Source organism: Micromonospora sp. H33 (genome assembly GCF_052068455.1).
GTDB lineage: Bacteria > Actinomycetota > Actinomycetes > Mycobacteriales > Micromonosporaceae > Micromonospora.
In genome coordinates, this window is the sequence record NZ_JBQHDE010000009.1 from 18,541 (window position 1) to 37,513 (window position 18,973).

The 18,973-nt window shown below is 73.3% G+C and carries 16 protein-coding genes; 5 read left to right on the forward strand and 11 right to left on the reverse strand.

The window, feature by feature from the left end; genetic code table 11:
• Window positions 1–201: 201 nt before the first annotated feature.
• Window positions 202–546 carry a hypothetical protein gene (locus ACTMS0_RS19895; RefSeq protein ID WP_441156724.1) on the reverse strand — a complete coding sequence of 115 codons (345 nt, stop codon included), beginning with the start codon at window positions 544–546 and terminating at the stop codon, window positions 202–204.
• Window positions 547–907: 361 nt separating this feature from the next.
• Here ACTMS0_RS19895 and ACTMS0_RS19900 point away from each other — a divergent pair, with 361 nt between their 5' ends.
• Entirely contained in the window at window positions 908–3,313 is a 2,406-nt protein-coding gene (locus tag ACTMS0_RS19900) for a M14 family zinc carboxypeptidase (protein ID WP_441156725.1), read from the forward strand.
• Between the two features lie 41 nt (window positions 3,314–3,354).
• Here the strand turns inward: ACTMS0_RS19900 and ACTMS0_RS19905 are convergent, their stop codons facing one another.
• The gene (locus ACTMS0_RS19905) at window positions 3,355–3,612 is read right to left on the reverse strand and encodes a hypothetical protein (protein ID WP_441156726.1); all 258 of its coding nucleotides are present in this window, start codon (window positions 3,610–3,612) and stop codon (window positions 3,355–3,357) included.
• Window positions 3,613–3,885: 273 nt separating this feature from the next.
• On the opposite strand from ACTMS0_RS19905, the gene pdxY reads away from it, so the two are divergent.
• Both pdxY and ACTMS0_RS19915 read left to right on the forward strand, forming a co-directional pair.
• Window positions 3,886–4,737, forward strand: a complete 852-nt coding sequence (pdxY, locus tag ACTMS0_RS19910) for a pyridoxal kinase PdxY (protein WP_441156727.1) — start codon at window positions 3,886–3,888, stop codon at window positions 4,735–4,737.
• Between the two features lie 9 nt (window positions 4,738–4,746).
• Window positions 4,747–5,238, forward strand: coding sequence for a GNAT family N-acetyltransferase (locus ACTMS0_RS19915; protein ID WP_441156728.1), 492 nt, complete (start codon window positions 4,747–4,749; stop codon window positions 5,236–5,238).
• Between the two features lie 48 nt (window positions 5,239–5,286).
• Here the strand turns inward: ACTMS0_RS19915 and ACTMS0_RS19920 are convergent, their stop codons facing one another.
• The 7 genes from ACTMS0_RS19920 to ACTMS0_RS19950 all read right to left on the reverse strand — a co-directional run bounded on the left by ACTMS0_RS19920 (window position 5,287) and on the right by ACTMS0_RS19950 (window position 13,647).
• Window positions 5,287–7,677, reverse strand: coding sequence for a WD40/YVTN/BNR-like repeat-containing protein (locus tag ACTMS0_RS19920; RefSeq protein WP_441156729.1), 2,391 nt, complete (start codon window positions 7,675–7,677; stop codon window positions 5,287–5,289).
• Between the two features lie 119 nt (window positions 7,678–7,796).
• Window positions 7,797–8,258 carry a hypothetical protein gene (locus ACTMS0_RS19925; RefSeq protein ID WP_441156730.1) on the reverse strand — a complete coding sequence of 154 codons (462 nt, stop codon included), beginning with the start codon at window positions 8,256–8,258 and terminating at the stop codon, window positions 7,797–7,799.
• 20 nt (window positions 8,259–8,278) lie between these two features.
• Window positions 8,279–9,154 carry a carbohydrate ABC transporter permease gene (locus ACTMS0_RS19930; RefSeq protein WP_441156731.1) on the reverse strand — a complete coding sequence of 292 codons (876 nt, stop codon included), beginning with the start codon at window positions 9,152–9,154 and terminating at the stop codon, window positions 8,279–8,281.
• Complete coding sequence (locus ACTMS0_RS19935; protein ID WP_441156732.1) at window positions 9,151–10,158, reverse strand: ABC transporter ATP-binding protein; 1,008 nt, start codon at window positions 10,156–10,158, stop codon at window positions 9,151–9,153. Before ACTMS0_RS19935 ends, ACTMS0_RS19930 begins: the two co-directional genes overlap by 4 nt.
• Entirely contained in the window at window positions 10,155–11,438 is a 1,284-nt protein-coding gene (locus ACTMS0_RS19940) for an ABC transporter substrate-binding protein (RefSeq protein ID WP_441156733.1), read from the reverse strand. The genes ACTMS0_RS19935 and ACTMS0_RS19940 overlap by 4 nt, the downstream gene beginning before the upstream one ends.
• Complete coding sequence (locus ACTMS0_RS19945) at window positions 11,435–12,301, reverse strand: carbohydrate ABC transporter permease (RefSeq protein ID WP_441156734.1); 867 nt, start codon at window positions 12,299–12,301, stop codon at window positions 11,435–11,437. The genes ACTMS0_RS19940 and ACTMS0_RS19945 overlap by 4 nt, the downstream gene beginning before the upstream one ends.
• Before the next feature lie 95 nt (window positions 12,302–12,396).
• Complete coding sequence (locus ACTMS0_RS19950; protein ID WP_441156735.1) at window positions 12,397–13,647, reverse strand: PucR family transcriptional regulator; 1,251 nt, start codon at window positions 13,645–13,647, stop codon at window positions 12,397–12,399.
• Between the two features lie 321 nt (window positions 13,648–13,968).
• On the opposite strand from ACTMS0_RS19950, the gene ACTMS0_RS19955 reads away from it, so the two are divergent.
• Window positions 13,969–15,309 carry a nicotinate phosphoribosyltransferase gene (locus tag ACTMS0_RS19955; protein WP_441156736.1) on the forward strand — a complete coding sequence of 447 codons (1,341 nt, stop codon included), beginning with the start codon at window positions 13,969–13,971 and terminating at the stop codon, window positions 15,307–15,309.
• A 47-nt stretch (window positions 15,310–15,356) separates the two neighbouring features.
• On the opposite strand, the gene ACTMS0_RS19960 is transcribed toward ACTMS0_RS19955, so the two are convergent.
• Window positions 15,357–16,076, reverse strand: a complete 720-nt coding sequence (locus ACTMS0_RS19960) for a hypothetical protein (protein WP_441156737.1) — start codon at window positions 16,074–16,076, stop codon at window positions 15,357–15,359.
• A gap of 290 nt (window positions 16,077–16,366) precedes the next feature.
• Here ACTMS0_RS19960 and ACTMS0_RS19965 point away from each other — a divergent pair, with 290 nt between their 5' ends.
• Window positions 16,367–16,837, forward strand: coding sequence for a hypothetical protein (locus ACTMS0_RS19965; protein WP_441156738.1), 471 nt, complete (start codon window positions 16,367–16,369; stop codon window positions 16,835–16,837).
• Window positions 16,838–16,918: 81 nt separating this feature from the next.
• On the opposite strand, the gene ACTMS0_RS19970 is transcribed toward ACTMS0_RS19965, so the two are convergent.
• Entirely contained in the window at window positions 16,919–18,964 is a 2,046-nt protein-coding gene (locus ACTMS0_RS19970; protein ID WP_441156739.1) for a glycosyl hydrolase family 28-related protein, read from the reverse strand.
• Window positions 18,965–18,973 lie beyond the last annotated feature (9 nt).

The following is an 18,973-nucleotide window of genomic DNA, read 5'->3' on the forward strand; positions in this document are numbered from 1 at the left end:
GATTGATCGGCGGTGAACGACTCCACTCGGCATTTGAGCCTAACGGTCGGGCCGGTCACGCCGCCATCCACCGGTCCGACAACCCGCCGGATCTGTCGGAAAGGACACCGTCATGGCGGTCCGTGATGGAACTTCCACCGAATGGGCCGCCGATCGATTCCGGTCGACGGCCCGTCCGCGTCGTCGCTGGTCAGCGCGCTGTCAGGCGGCGGTGCCGGTGCGGCGCGGCTGCTCCGGCGTGGCCGGGCGCAGCTGGCGCGGCGGGGCCGCCGACCAGCCCGTCAGCGGGTCGCTCGGCCGGTCGGCCGGGACGTCCGCCGGCTGCTGCTCGGGCGAGGCCTGGGCCACCTGCAGCGCCCGCTGGGCGGTCTGCCAGACGGCGCAGGGCCAGCCCTGGCCGGCGCAGAGCAGGTTGACGCAGTCGGCCCCGCCCTCGTCGGGCTGGTGCGCGTCGGCTACCCCGAGGGCGAGCCCCCACAGCAGCGGGTCGGTCACCTCGTCGGGTCGGTCGTGGCGGTCAGACCGGTCGTGGCTGGTGTCGGACATGGTGCGGCCCCCCTCATGTGCTGGTACCGACCCTACCTTCACCCGTTACCGGCATCCGTAAACGGGCAGGTCGGCATGCCGGGTCGGGGCCGGCCGGGTCCGGCGGGCATTGACAGATCGCTAGGTCCCGGCGAACGATGAGCACAGTCCACCGACCGTCATCGGACCGTCACCCGACCCCGGGGCGGTGCTGCGCAGCCGGCGATGCGGGCAGCGTCGACCCTGGACGCCGCCGGACGCCACGGCGCCCCGAAGAACCGCTACCGTCCTGGAGCTGAGGTAGCGGGCCGAACGGTTTCCGAGCGCCGGCGCGCACCCTCCCACTGCCGCCGCACGCCGGTCCCACGAAGGGCGGACATCGATGTTCGGTCTCCCCGGCCGGCGGTGGCGACACCGCCTGCCCGCGTTCCTGGCGGCCGCCACGGCCGTCGTACTCCTGGTCAGTCCCGCCGCGGCCGTCGTGCCCGACGCCCCCGCCGCCGATGCCGGTCCGGTCGCCGGCGAGGAGGCCAGCGTCGTCGAGGTGCTCCTCGACGGAACCGCGCAGCTCGACGCGCTCGTCGCCACCGGCGTCGACCTCGACCACCACGTCTCGCGCACCGAGGACGGCGTGGTGGTGCACGCGGTCGTCACCCCGAGCGAGGCCGCCCGACTCACCGCCGCCGGGTACCGGCTCGGCCGTGTCCTGCACCGCCCCGGCGACGCGCAGGCCCGCGTCGACGAGCGCGAGGCGACCATCGCCGCGCACCGGGCGGAGAACCACACGTTCGCCACGACCGCCACCGCCTCCGATGTCAAAATCATCCGGGCCGACTACTACACCTCCGGGACCAGCCAGATCCTGTCGGTGGAGGCCAAGTGGGCCCAGGGCCAGACCGCCGCCACGCCGCTCACCGTGGAACGCGACAGCGGGCCGGGCACCGAGATCGGCTCCGGCGGTACGCAGACCATCGCCCGCTTCGTCGACGCCGGCGTCTACCTCTACCACCGCGGCGCCGCGCCGGTCACCGTCCGGCCCGAGTACGTGCGCATCACCAGCCCGACCGGGGACGTCGCCGTCGCCAAGGTGCAGGAGTGGCTGCCCATCCCGGAGACCGACCCGGAAGGGCCGGGTTACCAGAAGGACTTCGTCACCAGCTACCTCACGCCCACCGAGCTGTACGCGCGCATCCACCAGCTCGCCGCCGAGTTCCCGGACCTCGCCGAGATCGTCGAGCTGCCACACAAGACCAACGGCTACCGGCGCAAGGCGCAGGCCGTGTTCGGCTCCGCGAACGCCAGCCGCGTCGCGGTCGACTCCCGCGCGTGGGGCCACCAGGGCGGCAACGACGTGTCCGTCGAGCTGGCCCACCCCGGGGCGCCCGGCGCCACCCTGGCCGTCACGGTGACCGGCAGCGACGTGCGGGTCAGCCTGGCCACCGACGCCACCGGCGCGGTCACCAGCACCGCCGCCCAGGTCGTCGAGGCGCTCAACGCGCAGGCCGGATCGCTGCTGCGCGCGTACACCTATCGGGGGAGCGCGGGCACCGGCGTGGTCGCGCCGGCACCGCGCACCCGGCTCACCGACGACCTCAGCGCGCCCGCGTCGGTGTCCCGCGAGCCGCATCCGGTGTACGCGATCCGGATCGGCAAGCACCGCGACGGGTCACGGCTCGGCGTCCTCGCGTACGCGCAGGAGCACGCCCGGGAGTGGGTGCCGCCGCTGGTCACCATCGAGACCGCCGAGCGGCTGCTGCGCAACTACGCGCACGACGGGCGGACCAAGCAGCTGCTGAACGACCTCGACATCTGGATCGCGCCGTCGGTCAACCCGGACGGCGGGCACTACTCGTTCTACGACTTCAACTCGCAGCGCAAGAACATGACCAACCACTGCCCGCTGACCGGGCCGGCCGACTTCCTGGGCCGCGACTCGTGGGGCGTGGACAACAACCGCAACTACACCGAGTACAGCCTCTTCGACGGCTACTCGGGCGCCTCGTCGAGCTGCACCAGCGGCACGTACGCCGGCCCGTCCGAGCTGTCCGAGCCGGAGAACCGGAACCTGGACTGGCTGGCCAGCCGGCCCAACGTCCGCTTCTCGATGAACCTGCACTCCTCCGGCAACTACTTCATGTGGTCGCCCGGGGCGTACGCCGTGCCCGGCCGGATCTCCGCGCCGCGGCCGACGCTCGCCGAGGAGTCGGCGTTCTGGGGCGCGTCGTCGCGGATCCTCACCGCGATCAAGCGGCACCGGAACATGGCCGTGACTCCGGCGCGGACCGGCCCGATCTCCGACGTGCTGTACTCGGCGGCCGGGAACTCCGGCGACATGCTCTGGTACAAGTACCGGATCTACGCGTGGAACTTCGAGGTCGGCACCTCGTTCCAGCCCGAGTGGGACGAGGCGCACCAGGAGACCATGGAGTTCGCCAACGGCCTGGTCGAGATGATGCGGGTCGCCCGCGACTTCGACCGGGACAACACCCGTCCGGAGAGCACGCTGCGGGTGGCGGCCAGCGCGACGGCGGGGACGGTCGACGTGACGTTCGACGTCAGCGAACCGGCTGCGGTCTTCTACACCCTCGACCGCAGTGCGCCGACGTACTCGTCCACGCTGTACGGCTCCGCCGGTATCCGCGAGGGCGGTGAGACGCTCACCGTGCCGGCGGGCACGACGGTCCACTGGTTCTCGGTGGACGCGGCGGGCAACGTCGAGAACAACTACACGCCGGACGGCAGCGGCCGCAACTACCGCAAGGCGGTGGCGACCCTCCCGACCGGCTGACGGCGGAACGGGGCGGCGGCACCCTGGGGGACGCCGCCGCCTCACGCTGTCCAGCCGAGCCAGACGTCACCGGCCCAGACGACTGCCAGCCAGATCAGCACGGCCGCCAGCGGCACCAGCGGCACGAAGGCCGGACGCTCCCGCAGCAGCCGGATCGCCACGGCCAGGAGCACCAGCCAGATCACCAGGAGTACCGCCAGGGCCCAGGCCGGCACGACCAGGCCGCTCGCCGCGTAGAAGAAGGCGAGGACCAGGTGGGCGGCCAGACCGAGCCACCCCACGACGCGCGTCATCCGCATCCGCCCATGATGCGGCTTACCACTCGCCAGCGGGAGACCCGTACCGATCTTGGAAAGAAACGGCCCCCGGAGGGGCCGAAATCTTCCAAGATCTCGCGCGGCGCGCCGGTCGGTACGCTGCTGACGTGGTCAAGGGCGTGCTGCTCGACTTCTATGGAACGGTGGTCGAGGATGACGAGCGGATCATGACTCGGATCGCCGGGCGGGTCGCCCTCGGGGCAGGCGGATGACCGTGGTGCGTAGCGCCGGGGCGGCAACGGCCATGATGGGCCGGTGAGGATCCTGTCCATCCAGTCATCGGTCGCCTACGGCCACGTGGGCAACTCGGCCGCCGTCTTCCCGCTCCAGCGCCTGGGGCACGAGGTCTGGCCGGTGCTGACGGTGCACTTCTCCAACCACACCGGGTACGGCGCGTGGCGCGGGCCGCTGCTGGCGCCGGCCGACGTCGCCGAGGTGATCGCGGGCATCGCGGACCGCGGGGTCCTCGGAGACGCCGACGCGGTGCTGTCGGGCTACCAGGGTGACCCGGCGATGGGCGCGGTGATCCTCGACGCGGTGGCCCTGGTGAAGACGGCCAACCCCGACGCAATCTACTGCTGCGACCCGGTGATGGGTGACGTCGGCCGGGGCATGTTCGTCCGGCCGGGCATCCCGGAGTACCTGCGGGACGTGGTCGTCCCGCGCGCGGACATCATCACGCCGAACCAGTTCGAGCTGGACTTCCTCGCGGGCCGCCAGACCACCTCCCTGGCGGAGGTGCTGGAGGCGGTCGACGTCGTACGGGCGACCGGGCCGCGGCACGTGCTGGTCACGAGCGTCCTCCACGGCGATGTCGCGGAGGGGTCGCTGGAGCTGGTGGCCGTGTCGGACGAGGGTGCCTGGGCGGTGACCACGCCGCTGCTGCCGATCAGCCCGAACGGCGGCGGCGACGTCACCGCGGCCCTGTACCTGGCGCACCTCTGGACCACCGGCTCGCCAGCGACGGCCCTGGAGCGCACCACCGCGTCAATCTTCACCGTCCTCGAGGCGACCCTCGCCGCGGGCACCCGGGAGATCCAGCTGATCGCCGCCCAGGAGGCGATCGCCGACCCGCCGGCGAGGTTCCCCGCCCGGCGGCTGCGCTGAGGCGGGCCGATGGCCACACTTGAGCGGCTCGACGTCAGTCACGCCCCGGCGCTGCTGCGGTTCGAGCGGGAGAACCGGGCGTTCTTCGCGCGGTCGGTGCCGGATCGCGGTGACGGGTACTTCGCCGGGTTCGACGCGCGCCACGCGGCGCTGCTCGCCGAGCAGGCCGCCGGCACCTGCCACTTCCACGTCCTGATTGACGACGACGGGGAGGTGCTGGGCCGGTTCAACCTGGTCGACGTCCTCGACGGCAGCGCCGAGTTGGGCTTCCGGGTGGCCGAACGGGCGACCGGGCAGGGCGTGGCGAGCGAGGGCGTCCGCCGCGTGCTCGGTCTGGCTCGCGACGAGTACGGGCTGAGCCGGCTGTACGCCTCCGCCGCGCTGGACAACGCCGCCTCGTTGGGGGTGCTCCGGCGCACCGGGTTCACCCCGGCCGGCGAGGTGACCCTCGAGGGGCGTCCCGGGCTGCGCCACGTGCGCCAGCTGACAGCGCCCGACTGAGCAGCACGGAGGCCACCTCCCATACCAGGGAGGTGGCCTCCGGACGGACTAGCCGGCGCGGCAGGACGACAGCACGCCCACCACACCGACCCCGGCGTCGTTCAGCGGCAGCCTGGTCGACGCCGCCGGGCAGCGCGGCACCGTGACGTCGTAGATGCCCCGGCCGAACGTCGCCGCGGTGAGCTGGCGCGACGGCTCGTGCCACCGCAGGTACATCACGGCCGCCTGTGGCAGATCCGCGCCGAGCGCCGCCCACTCGCCGCCGTTCCAGGCGGACATGAACACGCCGACGTCGGTGCCGACCAGCAGCAGCCCGTCGGCGGTCGGGACCACCGAGTTGACCGGCGCGTCGGGCAGGCCGCGCCCGATGTCGGTCCAGGTCCGGCCGCCGTCACGGGTCATCATCACGTGCGGCCGGTCGCTGCCGGAGCGGAAGCCGGAGAACGTCGCGTACGCGATGTTCTCGTCCGCCGGGTGCACCGCGACGCGGGTGACCCAGGTGCCGGGGAGCTGCGCCCGGTCGACCTCGTTCCAGCTCCGTCCGAGGTCGTGCGTCCACCAGAGCTTGCCGTCGTCGGTGCCGACGTACAGCGTGTCGCCGTTGGTGGGCGCCGCCGCGATCGTGGTGATGGTGCCCCACGGGTAGCCGGACGGGTCGTTCGGGCCGCCGCCGGTGAGGTCGGGGCTGATCGCGGTCCAGGTACGACCGTTGTCCGTCGACCGGTTCACGATGTTGCCGGCGTAGTACATGACGTTCGGGTCGCTCGGGTCGAACTGGAGCGGCGTGAGCCAGTTGCGGCGCTGCGAGGTGGTCTGGCCGGTGCTGATCGGCTGGCGGGGGCTGCCGCCGGAGTTCTCCGACCGGTAGCAGGAGCCGTACTGGCTGCACCCGAAGACGATGTTCGGGTACTGGGGGTGGATGAGCGTCTGGAGGCCGTCGCCGCAGCCGATCGCGTCCCACGGCCCGCCGGCCCCGTTGTAGCCGCGGTTGCAGCCGTTGTCCTGCGCGCCGCCGACCTTCAGGCTCGGGTCGGTCTGCGCCACGTCGACGGTGTAGAACTGCGTGTACCGCTCGTCGGTGGACTTCACCCAGCTACCGGCGCCGTTGGCCGCCGACCGGTAGAAGCCGCCGTCGTTGCCGAGGTAGACCCGGCCCGGCACCTTCGGGTCCCAGCGCATGGAGTGCTGGTCGGCGTGGACGCCGCCCACCGGGGAGAAGCTCTGCGCGCCGTTGGTGGAGCGCATGAGGTTGACGCCCATGAGGAACACGTGGTTCTGCTCGGCCGGGTCGACGAAGAGCTTGCCGAACCACCAGCTGAACGTCGACTGGGACGCCTGCCCGGCGGTGATCGGGGTCTGCGTCCAGGTGTCACCGCCGTCGTCGGAGCGGTAGAACGCCCGGAACGGGCCGAGGGCGGTGCCGACGTACGCGTACAGGCGCTTCGGGTTGCTCGGGGCGAGCGCGAGACCCCAGCGGCCCTGGTCGGCGTCGGTGGGCAGGCCGGTGGTCATCCGTGCCCAGGTCCGTCCGCCGTCGTCGGAGCGCCAGAGGCTGGAGCCGGGCCCGCCGTAGGTGCGCTGGCTCGGCTCGCGCAGGTGGTCCCACATGGCCGCGTACATCCGGGCGGGGTTGCTCGGGTCGATGACGACCTCGGTGGCGCCGGTGGTGCCGTTCGGCGGTGCGAGGACCTGCCGCCAGCTGTCGCCGCCGTCCTCGCTGAGGTAGACGCCGCGCTCGCCGCCGGGGACGAACAGGTTGCCGCTGGCCGCCGCGAAGATCCGGTCCTCGTTGGCGGGGTCGATCGCGAAGCGGGCGATGGCGTGGCTGTCGGCGAGGCCGACATGTTCCCAGGTGGCGCCCCGGTCGGTGGAGCGGTAGACACCGTCGCCGCCGAAGGTGATGGAGCCGCCGCCGGGCTGCGCCTCACCGGTGCCGGCGAAGAGGACGCCGTCGCTGGTCATGGCGACCGCGCCCATGGCCTGACCCCAGCCGTCCGGCCACGCCGGGGTGAAGGTGGCTCCGGCGTCGCTGGACTTCCACACACCGCCGGAGGCGGCGGCGATGAACACCTGGTTGGGCACCTGCGGGTCCACGGCGATGTCGACGACCCGGCCGCCGATGTCGGCGGGTCCGAAGAAGGACCAGCTCCGCTCGGCGAGGGGCCGGTAGACGCTGCGGGTCCGGGCGGCGAGCTGGTTGGCCTCGCCGCGGGCGCGGGCGTACTTGGCGGCGGACAGGTCGGTGCTGCCGTCGCTCATCCGCTGAGCGGTCATCCACTCGTCGGGGAGTTCCATGGGGCCGGTGGGGGAGCTCGTGGCCAGCGAGGGTTGCGCGGGCGGTGGTGGGCTGGACGACGCCGTCAGCGCGACCGTGGCGGTCAGCGCCAGCAGCGCCGTCGCCGTCAGCCCGCGGCGACTTCGGGCGAGGGTGAGGTTCATGCGGTTCTCCTGTCCGTACGCGGACGGTCCTGTGTGCGCACGCTAGACACCGCATCGGTGAACGTCACCGATCATCTGTCGGGAAACGAACCGCCCGGTTAGGACAGGTGTCGAGGCCGTCAGCCGGTGCGGAACTCGGGCAGGCCCGCGTCGTCGGAATCCGGGCCGACCATCGCCGTGAGCGTGGTGCCGTCGGCGCAGAGCGCCCCGGCCCGCAGGTACATGCGCCGGTCCTGCGCCCGCGCCAGCACCTCGGTCTCGAAGATCTCGTCCTCGATGCGCAGCAGTTCGATGTCGGTGCGCTGCTCATAGTGGGCGCGAACGTCCAGCGGGGACATGCGGACGGTGGCCTCCACGCTGGTCAGCGCCCCCTGCGTGACCACGCTGGTGACCCGGGCGCCGTCGGGCAGGACGAGGCCGGGCACGTCGGCGGCCACCTCCGGCTCCTGGTCCAGCGGCACCCGGTCACAACTGGGCAGGTTGGCCAGCAGGTCCCGGTTGCCACCGGCCGGCGCCTCCCCGCCGCCGCACCCGGCCAGCCCGGCGAGGAGGGCGACGGCGGCGAGGGCCCGGAGTCTCATGGGCAGCAAGGATGTCACGGTCACCTGAGCACCCGCCACCGCCGGACGGCCAGCAGCAGCCCGGTGATGATCACCGCGGTGACCAGCATCAGCAGGATGGTGACCAGCGAGCCGTACGCGAAGCCGGAGAACTCGAAGACCTGGTCGAAGATGTAGACGGGCAGGTAGAGGGTGGCGTTGGCGGGCCGGCCGTCGGTCAGCACGTACGCCGGCACGAAGTTCACCTGCAACGTGAGGATGGTGTCCCGGACGGCCAGCAGGACCAGCACCGGCGCGAGCAGCGGCAGGGTGATCCGGCGCAGCTGCCCGAACGGCCCGCACCCCTCCAGCGCCGCCGCCTCGTACAGCCGGCCGTCGAGCAGCCGGCGGGCGGCGAGGACCACGACGAACCCCTCGCCGATCGGGAACGCGAGCATCAGTACCACGCCCACCCGGGCGGTCGTCGGGTCGGCGAGCCAGGTGAAACCGGGGTGCCCGAACAGGCCGAGGAGCTGGTTGAGTGGCCCGTACAGCGGGTTGAGCACCCACAGGAACAGCACCGCGAGCGCCACGTCCGGGATGACCGTGGGCAGGTAGACGGCGGTGCGGAACCAGCGCCCGCCCGGGCGCGGGGCGGCGAGCAGCAGGCCGAGCCCCACCGCGGCGAGGAACCGCACCGGTACGGCGAGCGCCACATGGAACAGCGAGGCCTGCAGGCTGTCGAGCAGGAATCCGTCGTCGAGCATCCGCCGGACGTTGGCCAGCCCCACGAACCGCGGGTCGCGGGTCAGTCCGGTGTGGTCGGTGAACGCGTACCCCACGTTGAGCAGCGCCGGCACCGCGACCAGCAGGGCGACCGCCACCGCGTACGGGGCGAGGAACGCCCAGCCGGTCAGCGGTGGCCGGGGGCGGCTCACCGGCGCCGCCCGGTGGCCGCGTCGAACCGGTGCAGCCGGTCGGCGCGCAGCCGCACCTCGTCGCCGGGGGCGACGCCGGGGCGGGGGCCGGTGCGGACGGTGAGCCGGGTGCCGTCCGGGCAGCGGGTCAGCAGGATCGCCTCGCTGCCCAGCGCCTCCACCGCCTCCACGGTCGCGGGGACCGGTCCCGCGTCGTCGAGCGTCAGGTCCTCCGGGCGTACGCCGAGGGTCAGGCCCGGGTCGCCGCCGAGCATCCCGCCGCCGGGCACCAGGTTCATCGGCGGGCTGCCGAGGAACCCGGCGACGAAGGTGTCGGCCGGCTCGTCGTACACCTGCTGGGGTGGGCCCACCTGCCGGACGCGCCCGTCGGCGAGGACGACCACGCGGTCGCCGAGCGTCATCGCCTCGTGCTGGTCGTGCGTGACGTGGACGGTGGTCGTGCGCAGCTCCCGGTGCAGGGCGAGGAGGTCGGCGCGGGTGGCGAAGCGCAGCGGCGCGTCCAGGCTTGCGAGGGGTTCGTCGAGGAGGTAGACGCTGGGGTCGCGCAGCAGCGCCCGGGCCAGCGCGACCCGTTGCCGCTGCCCGCCGGACATCTGGTCGGGGTAGCGGTCCAGCAGGTCGCCGATGCCGAGCCGCTCGGCGGCGGCGCGGGCCCGCCGGTCGGCCTCGGCGCGCGGCACGCGGCGGACGCGCAGCCCGAACGTCAGGTTGCCGTGGACGGTGAGGTGCGGGAAGAGCGCGTAGTCCTGGAAGACCATCGCCACCGCCCGTCGGTGCGGCGGCACCCCGGCCACGTCGACGCCGTCGACCAGGACGTGCCCGCCGTCCGGCCGGTCCAGGCCGGCGATCAGCCGCAGGATCGTCGACTTGCCCGACCCGGACGGCCCGACGAGGGTCACCAGTTCCCCGGCCCGCACCTCCAGGTCGACGCCGTCGACGGCGGCGGTCCGCCCGTACGACCTGGTCAGCCCCTCCAGCCGGATGACGCCGCGGGGCTCGGTCACTTGCCCACCGGCAGGGTGAACAACGGACGGACGGTCTCCTCCAGCCGCCGCAGCCCTTCCTCCCGGCCGACCCGGCCGTAGAACACCTCCTCCAGCAGGCTGTCGGTCTCCTTCTCGACGCGGGCCCAGGTGGCGGTGCGCGGGGTGGCCCGCAGGTGCGGCTCGGCGTCGAGGTACACCCGCGACGAGCGCGGCGGCTTTGCCGGGTCGAGGAACGCGGGGGAGCCGGCCACGTCGAGGCGGGACGGGACGGTCCGGCCGGACTCGGCGAGCGTGCGCTGCCCGGCGGCGCCCATCGCGTACTCGATGAACCGCCACGCCGGGCGGTGGTCCGGCAGGCCGGCGCTCATGCAGTACGCGTCGCTGTGCAGGATCGACGCCGGCACGCCGCCCGGCGCGACCGGCAGCGGCGCCGCGTCCCAGGTGAAGCCGTCGATGGTGCGCAGGGTCGGCACGGCGACCCGGCTGCTCAGGTACATGCCGAGGGTGCCGCGCAGGAAGCGTGCCTCGCTGGACTCGCTCTGCTCCTCGGCGTCCGGCGGCACGACCCGGTGTCGCAGTTGCAGGTCGAGGAACCAGTCGACGGCCTCCCGGGCGGCCGGGTCGCCGCGCAGGGTCAGCGCGCTCGGCCGGGTCGGGTCGTCGACCAGCTCACCCCGGTTGGACCACACGAAGGGCGCGAGCCGGGCGATCGACGGCTGCACGCCCACCCCGTACCGGCCGTCGCGGGTGAGCGCCTTCGCGGCGGCGAGGAAGTCGTCCCACGTCCAGCCGGCGGCCGGCGCCGCGAGGCCGGCGGCCCGGAACAGGTCGGCGTTCCAGTAGACGACCAGCGAGGACAGGTTCTGCGGCAGGCAGGTGAGTGCCTTCCCGTCGAAGCGGAACGCGTCCAGTGCCCGTGGGCTGAAGTCGCTCTCCCTGATCGCGGTGCTCGTGTCCAGGTACGACTGCACCGGCTCGATCGCGCCCTGCGCGGCGAACTGCCCGTACCGGCGGTAGTTGAGCAGGAAGACGTCCGGCGGCCGGCCGCCCGCGAACGACGTGGTGAGCCGCGCCATCAGTTCGTCCTGGGTGGCGACGGGGGACAGGGTCACGTCGACGTCCGGGTTGGCCTCGGTGAAGCCGGCGACCAGGGTGCGGTAGCCGGCGACCTCCTCGGCGTCGCCGAACAGCACCACGGTGATGCCGGCCCGGTCCGCCGCCCGGTCACCGGGCGTGCAGCCCGCGACGAGCAGAACGGTGACCAGTGCCGCGCACACGCGCCGCCAGGTGGGGGTCATCGGCGTCCTTCCGGTTGAGGGGCTCGGGCCGGGACTTCGACCCGGCCCCGGAGCGCCGCGAGGGGGTCGTCGGACAGCAGGATCCGCTGCGCCAGCAGGAACACCAGCACGCACGGCGCGGTCGCGACCACGCAGCCGGCCATCAGCAGCGGCCAGTCGGTGGGGTTGAGCAGCAGCAGGAACCGCAGCCCGAGGGGCCACGTGTAGCGGTCGCCGCTGGTCAGGTACAGCAGCGGGTCGATGAAGTTGGCCCAGTGGAAGGTGAACGCGAGCACCGCTACGGCGAGGGTCGCGGGCTTGACCTGCGGCAGCGCCAGCCGCCGCCAGATGGTGAGCCATCCGGCGCCCTCCAGGCGGGCGGCGTGCAACTGGCTGTCCGGTATGCCGCCGAAGCTCCACGCGTACAGCAGGACCAGGAACGGGCTGACGGCGAGCAACGCCGGGGCCAGCAGCGGCAGGTACGTGTCGACCACCCCGGCCAGCCGGAACAGCTCGAAGCGGGTGGCCCACACGGCGGTGACCGGCACCAGCAGCAGCGCCAGCAGCCCGAGCAGCGCCCGCCGGCGCGCCGGGCGGGGCAGCAGCCGCAGCCCGAACCCGGTCAGCGACGCGACCAGCACGGTGAGCGGGACGGCCAGCGCCACCACCAGCGCGGAGTTCGCCAGGTAGCGGAACAGCGGGACCAGCTCCGGCAGGCGGGCGTACGCGTCCGTCGTGGGCTCGGCCGGCCACAGCTCCAGCGTGCGGGGCGGCGGGGAGCCGGCGGGCCGCAGGGAGCCGACCACCATGAACCACAGCGGGGCGGCGAACAGCGCCGCGACGAGGGCGGGCACGACGTACCGCCCGAGCCACCGCCCGGCCACCCCACCACCCCCTCATCGCTCGGGTTCCGCCGAACCTACGAACCGCCCCGCCACGGGGTCATCGGGCACCTGTCGAAGATCTCGATTCCGGGTTGCTACGCCTGTCGCATCCGCCCCCACTCCTCGGGCCGGTAGCGGCCGGTCAACCGGGCCAGCTTCAGCGCCAGGTGCAGGCAGAGCCGCTCGCCCCCGTCCTTGAGGTCGGTGCCGGCGAGCTCCTCGATGCGTTGCAGCCGGTAGTAGAGCGTGGTGCGGTGTAACCGCAGCTCCGCCGCCGTGGCGTGGGCGTTGCCGGCCAGGTCCAGGTACCGCTCCAGCGTCGCGAGCAGCGCCTGATTGCCCGGCCCGTCCAGCAGCCGGGCCAGGCCGGGATGGACGTCCGCCACGTCGAGGTGGTGCTCGCCGAGCCGGGCCAGCACCCGGTAGACGCCCAGGCCCGACCAGGAGACCACCCGGCCGAGCGCCGGCAGCCGCGCGCCGACCCGCGCGGCGTGCAACGCCTCGGCGTACGACTCGACCGCGTCGACCAGGCGCGGCCGGGTCCGGCCGACCCCGACCACGGTCCGCTCGACCGAGCCGAGGGCGCGGGTGACGTGACGCAGGTCGTCGTCGAGGTGCCGGGCCGCGACCTCCGGTGTGGGCCGGCCGGCGGCCGGCTCGGCGGGCAGCAGCAGCACCCCGTGGTCGTGGCGGACCAGGTGCAGCGCCTCGCGGATGCCGGCCCGTCGCCGGGCGGCCACCAGCGACTGCTCCAGCGCGATCCGGGCCCGTTCGTCCGGCTGCCGCTCCCGGGGCGCGACGAGGCGGGCGACGAGCGCGGTGGTCGGGCCGTCCGCGGCGATCATGCCCGCCTCCAGCAGCGCCCGGACCGCCTGGTCCCGGGTTTCCGGGCTGTCGGCGAGCAGCGTCCGCGCCGCCTCGGTCTCACTCTGCGCGGCCAGCTCGCCGAGCAGGTTCTCCCGGTACAGGGCCAGGGACAGCTCCTTGAGCAACCCCGTCGCCGCCAGGTCGACGTCGGCCATGGTGCCGTCGGGGTCGATGAACCAGACGAAGCCGAGCAGCAGGTCGTCGTGGCGCACCGGCACGCAGAGGCGGGGCAGCAGGTCCAGCTCGGGGCAGGCTGGGGTACGCACCGGCGTCCGGGCGTCGGCGATGCCGAACTCGCGGAGCCAGGCGATGACCTCGGGCGTGGTCTGCCGGCGCAGGATCGACGCCCGCCGGACCTCGTCCATCAGACCGGTCTGTTCGCTGTAGACGACGACCCGCTGCCGCCGGTCCTCGATCAGCGCCGGGCGGCCGGCGTGGGCGGCGACGGCGTCGACGATCCGCTGCAGCTCGCCCTGCATGAGATCCTCCTCGCCGCGCCCCACCGGTAATCATGATCAGTTTCCTGTCTACACCGGTGGTTGGCCACCTGACCAGGCCCGTCACGGCTGACCCTCCGCTCAGCCGGCCCGGTCGGGCGGGATGGCCGCCGTTGGGGGGCGTGCCGAGCAGTCGGGCCAGGACGGGCGCGCCGGGTCGCCTGACCGCCGCTGCCCCACGGGACGACCTGTCGCGGATGTCGCGTTTCCCGCCCGTAGCCGGCACCGGGTCGACCACAGTGGGTGCGTGACGTACCAGCCCAGTGCCGGACCGCCGGCCACCGCGGCGGGCGAGGAGGTGACATGACCGGGCTGCGCACCGACCTGTACGAGCTGCGGATGGCGGCCAGCTACCTGCGCCGCGACATGACCGATCGCGCCACGTTCAGCCTCTTCGCCCGCCGCCTGCCGCACCGGCGCGGCTTCCTGGTCGCCGCCGGACTCGACGAGGCGCTGACGTTCCTGGAGACGTTCGCGTTCGACGACGACGAACTGGCGTACCTGCGCGATGTCGTCGGGTTCGACACTCCGACCCTGGCGGCGCTGTCCGTACTGCGGTTCACCGGTGACGTCTGGGCCGTGCCGGAGGGTCGGGTGGTGTTCGCCGACGAGCCGCTGCTCGAGGTGACGGCGCCGATCGCCGAGGCGCAGCTGGTCGAGACCGGCCTCCTGAACCTGATCACCTTCCAGACCACGGTGGCCAGCAAGGCGGCCCGCTGCCGCCTCGCCGCCGGTGGCGCGCAGCTTGTCGACTTCGCGTTCCGCCGTACGCACGGCGTGGAGGCCGGTGCCGGTGTGGCCCGGGCGTCCGCGATCGCCGGCTTCGCCGCGACCAGCCATGTCGAGGCCGCCCGCTGGTACGGGCTGCGGCCGTCCGGCACGATGGCCCACTCGTACGTCGAGGCGTTCCCCGACGAGCGGGCGGCGTTCCGGGCCTTCGCCGCCGACTTCCCCGTCAACCCGATCTTCCTCGTCGACACCTACGACACGCCCGCCGGGGTACGGGCCGCCGTCGACGTCATCACGGAGCTGCGCCTGACCGGGCAGCTCGGCGTCCGGCTCGACTCGGGAGACCTCGCCGCCCTGGCCCACGAGGCCCGCGCGATCCTCGACGCCGCCGGGCTGACCCAGGTGCAGATCGTGGCCAGCGGCAGCCTCGACGAGGACGTCATCGCGGGACTGGTCGCCGGGGGCGCACCGATCGACGCGTACGGCGTCGGCACGAAGATGGGGGTCTCCTACGACGCGCCGTCCCTGGACAGCGCCTACAAGCTGGTCGCGTACGGCGACCGGCCGGTGCTCAAGCTGTCGCCGGGCAAGGCCACCCTGCCGGGCGCCAAGCAGGTCTTCCGGGACCGCGCCGGCGCCGGTGGGGACATCGTCGGGCTGCGCGAGGAAGCGCCACCGCCGGGTCGCGAGCCGCTGCTCGAACCGGTCATGCGCGGCGGACGCCGGCTCGACGCCGCCGACCCGGCCGCCGCAGTCCGCGCCGCCCGGGAGCGCTTCGACGCCGATCTGGCCTGGCTGCCCGAGCCGGCACGCCGGCTGGCGGATCCGGAGCCGCTCACCGCCACCGTCAGCGCCGGGCTGTCCGCGCTGCACGAGCGGGTGGCCGCACGGGTCGGCGCCGCAGGCACGTACTGACCGCCGCCCGGTCGTCCTGGTACGCCGGCGCTCCGCCCCGACGGTCCTCAGGACGCGGCGGGACTCGGACTCGTCCCGCCCGCCACGGGCGCCCCGCCCTCGGAGGCCGGACCGGCGGTCTGCGGAGCGGGCCCGAACAACGCCTCGCCCTTGGCGAACCAGGCGACCCCGAACGCGAGCACCGCGACCGCCTCGCACCAGAACAGCGGCCTGAGCACGTCGCGGGTGGCGTCCGGAAGCGCGTTGCTCGCCACGGCGACCGCGATGGCGGCGAGGATGAGGCCGCCGCAGGCGTGGTACAGGCGGCGGCGTACCCGGCCGTGGACCTCGCGGGGATCGGGCCGGGGGAACAGGACGATGCAGAAGATCGCCAGGATGACGAACAGCGCCGCGGCCGCCACCTGGTGCACCCGCCCGACGAGCACGTCGTTCGGCGTGATCGTCGAGCCGGGTTGCTGCGTCGCGGCCGGGAACAGGGCGACCACGATCGCCAGCCCACCGGCGATGGTGCTGAGCAGGTCGTCGACCCTCCGTTGCCGGTAGGAGACCAGGAAGACGCCGATCGCGCACAGACTGCCGACGAAGACGTCCCGCAGCTCGGTGTAGTAGTACGCGCTGAGCGAGCTGAGCAGCGCGAACCGGCCGCTGACCAGCATGTGGCCGACGACCAGCACGACCGGCAGCGCGACGCCGACGATGCCGACGCCGAGGCGCAGACGGCGTACCGTCTGGGCGTCCTGCGGTCGTTTGACAGGCGAGAGGTCCATGGTCGCCTCCGGTGATCCCGCGCAGCGCCACCGGCAGATCCGCAGCCGGCGCCTACCACTACCACCAGTGCAGTCCGTACGACGCTGCGTGTCAATCCGTCCGGTGTCGCACCATGCGCGTCGGGCCGGACCGGGAGCCGCTCGCGGGACGCGCGGCGCCGACCGGGGACGTTTGTCCGCCCGGCCGGCGGGAAGACCGGGCGGGCGCGACCGTCGGTAGGACGCCGCTTCGTAGCGCCCGGCTGCCGGTGGCGTGCCGACGTGGCGGGCGGATCCGAGGAGGAACCAGGATGGCCGACGGCAGGAGCGCGAGCGCGGCGGGCAGCAGGCCGACCGGGGCCAAGAAGGCCACCGGGGCGAAGAAGGCTCCGATGAATCGGAGGATGGCGGCGAAGAAGATCGCGACGGCCACCAAGCGAGCCACCGGAGCGAGCGCGGCCAAGACCCCGGGGGAGAAGCCGACGTCGACCACGGCCCGCGTCGCCCACAAGAAGGACACCTCCGCCACGGCCGCGCCGACCCGCCGACCGACCGAGAAGGCGGCGGTGGCCAAGAAGGCGACCAAGGCCGTCGCGAAGAAGGCGCCCGGGACGAAAGCCACCGCGAGGACAGCGCCCCCGGCGAAGCGGACGCCCGCGACGAAGGCCGCGGCGAAGAAGGCGCCGGCGACGACGGCGGCACGGAAGAAGGCGCCACCCCGGAAGGCGACCACCATGGAGTCGTTCGGAAGCAAGCGGACCGGCCGCACGGGGGCCAGGTGACCGGCGTTGCCACAAGTCGCCGGCTGGCCCGGAGGACCGGACCGTCCGGCGACGCGTGCGACCGGAGGTGAGTGGGCGACGTCACCAGCGTGACGGCGGTGGCGGTGGCACCACCGGTGGGCGGTCGTCGCAGGTGATGGTGTTCGGCAGCATCCATGGGGCGAGCCACCCACCGTCGTTGCCGCCGAGGTCGGTGAGGCGGAACTCCGAACCGGCCGGCGTGAAGTGGAACGAGCCGCAGTTGTTGACGCCGACGGCGCCGACGTTGCGGGCGTCCACGTTGGCGAACGACGCGGATCCGGCCGTACGGGCACTGACCACCGAGGTGCCGGTGCCGTCGACGCGGATGTCCCGGAAGTGCACGTCGTTGATCGAGTAGAGGTCCTTCACCGCCCACTCGCTCACCAGCATGACGGCGTTGTAGGTGTTGTCCAGGTACGCGTCCCCGACCACCTCCACCCGCGCGTCGATGCTGCGGTCCAGGGCGTAGAGCCAGATGGCGCCGAGGCCGATCTTCCAGTTCAGCTCGTACGTGCCGGCGCGGACGGTGGTGTTGCCGGTGATCCACAGGTGCCCGGTGAACGGCTGCGCCCCGAACCGGGCGCCGACCTGGATCGCGCTGCCTTCCCGTACGGGGTCGGCGATGAGGTTGTGCGAGACGGTGTTGTCCGTGCCGCCGTAGATCGCGATGCCGTTGGCCAGCACCGGTGACTGCACGGTGTTGCGGGTGAACGTGTTGCGGGCGTTGGCGACGGTCTCGGACCACATGGCGAGGCCGTCGTCGCCGGTGTTGCGGACGAAGGTGTTCGCGACCAGCGAATCGGTCACACCGGTGTGGAAGTTCAGCGCGTCGGCGATCTGGTCGACGATGATGGTGTCGGTGACGCGGACGTTGCGCATCGGGCCGTCGAACCAGATGCCCACCTTGGTGTGGTGCAGGTAGAGGCCGTCGATCGTGGAGTCGCTCATCGCGCCGCCGATAGCGTTCACCTGATCGGTGTCGATCCGCTCCCGGACGTCGCCCTCGACCGCGAAGCCGGAGAGGTGGACGTTCCGGCTGCCGCCGTCGGCGGCGTCCCGGCCGTAGAAGCCGACGCCGGTGTGCACCGAGCCGTCCGGGGCGGGGGCGGGCAGCGCGACCTCGCGGCCCTTCAGGATCGTGTGCCAGTTGCCAGCACCCTCGATCGTCACGTCGTCGACGATGATGTGCCGGTTCACCTGGTAGGTGCCCGGGGGCAGGTACACCGGCAGGCCCGTCCGCCGGGCGACGGCGATGGCGCGTTCCAGCGCCGGCGCGGAGTCGCGGCGACCGGTGGGGTCGGCACCGAAGGCCAGGACGTTCGCGGCGGCCAGCCGGACGCGCGGCGGGCCGACCAGTTCCGAGTCGAGCAGGTCGATCACGGTCCACGCGGCGTTGCTGCCGACGGGGACGGTGAGCCGGATCCGGTCGCCGGCCCGGTACGTGCGGCCGAGCAGCAGGCGCTGCTCCTCGTAGAAGTGGCTGGGTCGGAACGGCTTGGTGATGGTGGGGTACGGCGTGGTGTGGGCCGGCACGCAGGAGCACTCGGTGATCCACCAGTCCGGGTGCAGCAGGTCGGCGTGCGGGTCGTTCGTGAAGGGGTACTGGTTGTAGAGCCAGGAGTACTGCGAGGTGAGCGTCATCGTGCGGATCCGCTTGCCGTTGGCCGCCACGTCCAGCGGCGCGGTGATGCCGCCGCCGTTCGGCGCGTCCGGGATGCTGTAGCGCACGGTGATCGCGTTGGCCGGGCTCGGCAGCACGAACTCGACCCACCGGCCGGGGGTCAGCCGGACCGCGCGGCGGCCGGAAGCCTCGGACGGCAGGGTGTAGGCGGTGCGGTCGGGGCCGATGAGCTGCCCGTCGGTGCGGGCGTTCTCCGCCTCCTGCTCGAGGAAGTCGACGCGGGCGCCGCGACCGGCGACCAGCCCGGGATCGAGAGCGGCCCGGGTCACCACCGGCTGGGCGGCGGTGCCGTCCGTCGGGGCGGCGGCGACCGTGCCGGGCGCGCCGGTGAGTACGCCGAGCACGGTTACGAGCGTGATCGCGCCCGCCACCCCCGATCGCCGGCGGCGCTGCGACGACCGGGTGGGGACCATCGTCCAGGGCATCGCGGTTCC

Bases quoted from the DNA above. Each gene is read 5' to 3' on its own strand.
- ACTMS0_RS19915 (WP_441156728.1), top strand. From the start codon at position 4,747: ATGGCCACACTTGAGCGGCTCGACGTCAGTCACGCCCCGGCGCTGCTG.
- ACTMS0_RS19965 (WP_441156738.1), top strand. From the start codon at position 16,367: ATGGCCGACGGCAGGAGCGCGAGCGCGGCGGGCAGCAGGCCGACCGGG.
- ACTMS0_RS19900 (WP_441156725.1), top strand. From the start codon at position 908: ATGTTCGGTCTCCCCGGCCGGCGGTGGCGACACCGCCTGCCCGCGTTC.
- ACTMS0_RS19895 (WP_441156724.1), bottom strand. From the start codon at position 546: ATGTCCGACACCAGCCACGACCGGTCTGACCGCCACGACCGACCCGAC.
- ACTMS0_RS19920 (WP_441156729.1), bottom strand. From the start codon at position 7,677: ATGAACCTCACCCTCGCCCGAAGTCGCCGCGGGCTGACGGCGACGGCG.
- ACTMS0_RS19905 (WP_441156726.1), bottom strand. From the start codon at position 3,612: ATGCGGATGACGCGCGTCGTGGGGTGGCTCGGTCTGGCCGCCCACCTG.
- ACTMS0_RS19955 (WP_441156736.1), top strand. From the start codon at position 13,969: ATGACCGGGCTGCGCACCGACCTGTACGAGCTGCGGATGGCGGCCAGC.
- ACTMS0_RS19925 (WP_441156730.1), bottom strand. From the start codon at position 8,258: ATGAGACTCCGGGCCCTCGCCGCCGTCGCCCTCCTCGCCGGGCTGGCC.
- ACTMS0_RS19940 (WP_441156733.1), bottom strand. From the start codon at position 11,438: ATGACCCCCACCTGGCGGCGCGTGTGCGCGGCACTGGTCACCGTTCTG.
- ACTMS0_RS19950 (WP_441156735.1), bottom strand. From the start codon at position 13,647: ATGCAGGGCGAGCTGCAGCGGATCGTCGACGCCGTCGCCGCCCACGCC.
- ACTMS0_RS19960 (WP_441156737.1), bottom strand. From the start codon at position 16,076: ATGGACCTCTCGCCTGTCAAACGACCGCAGGACGCCCAGACGGTACGC.
- ACTMS0_RS19970 (WP_441156739.1), bottom strand. From the start codon at position 18,964: ATGCCCTGGACGATGGTCCCCACCCGGTCGTCGCAGCGCCGCCGGCGA.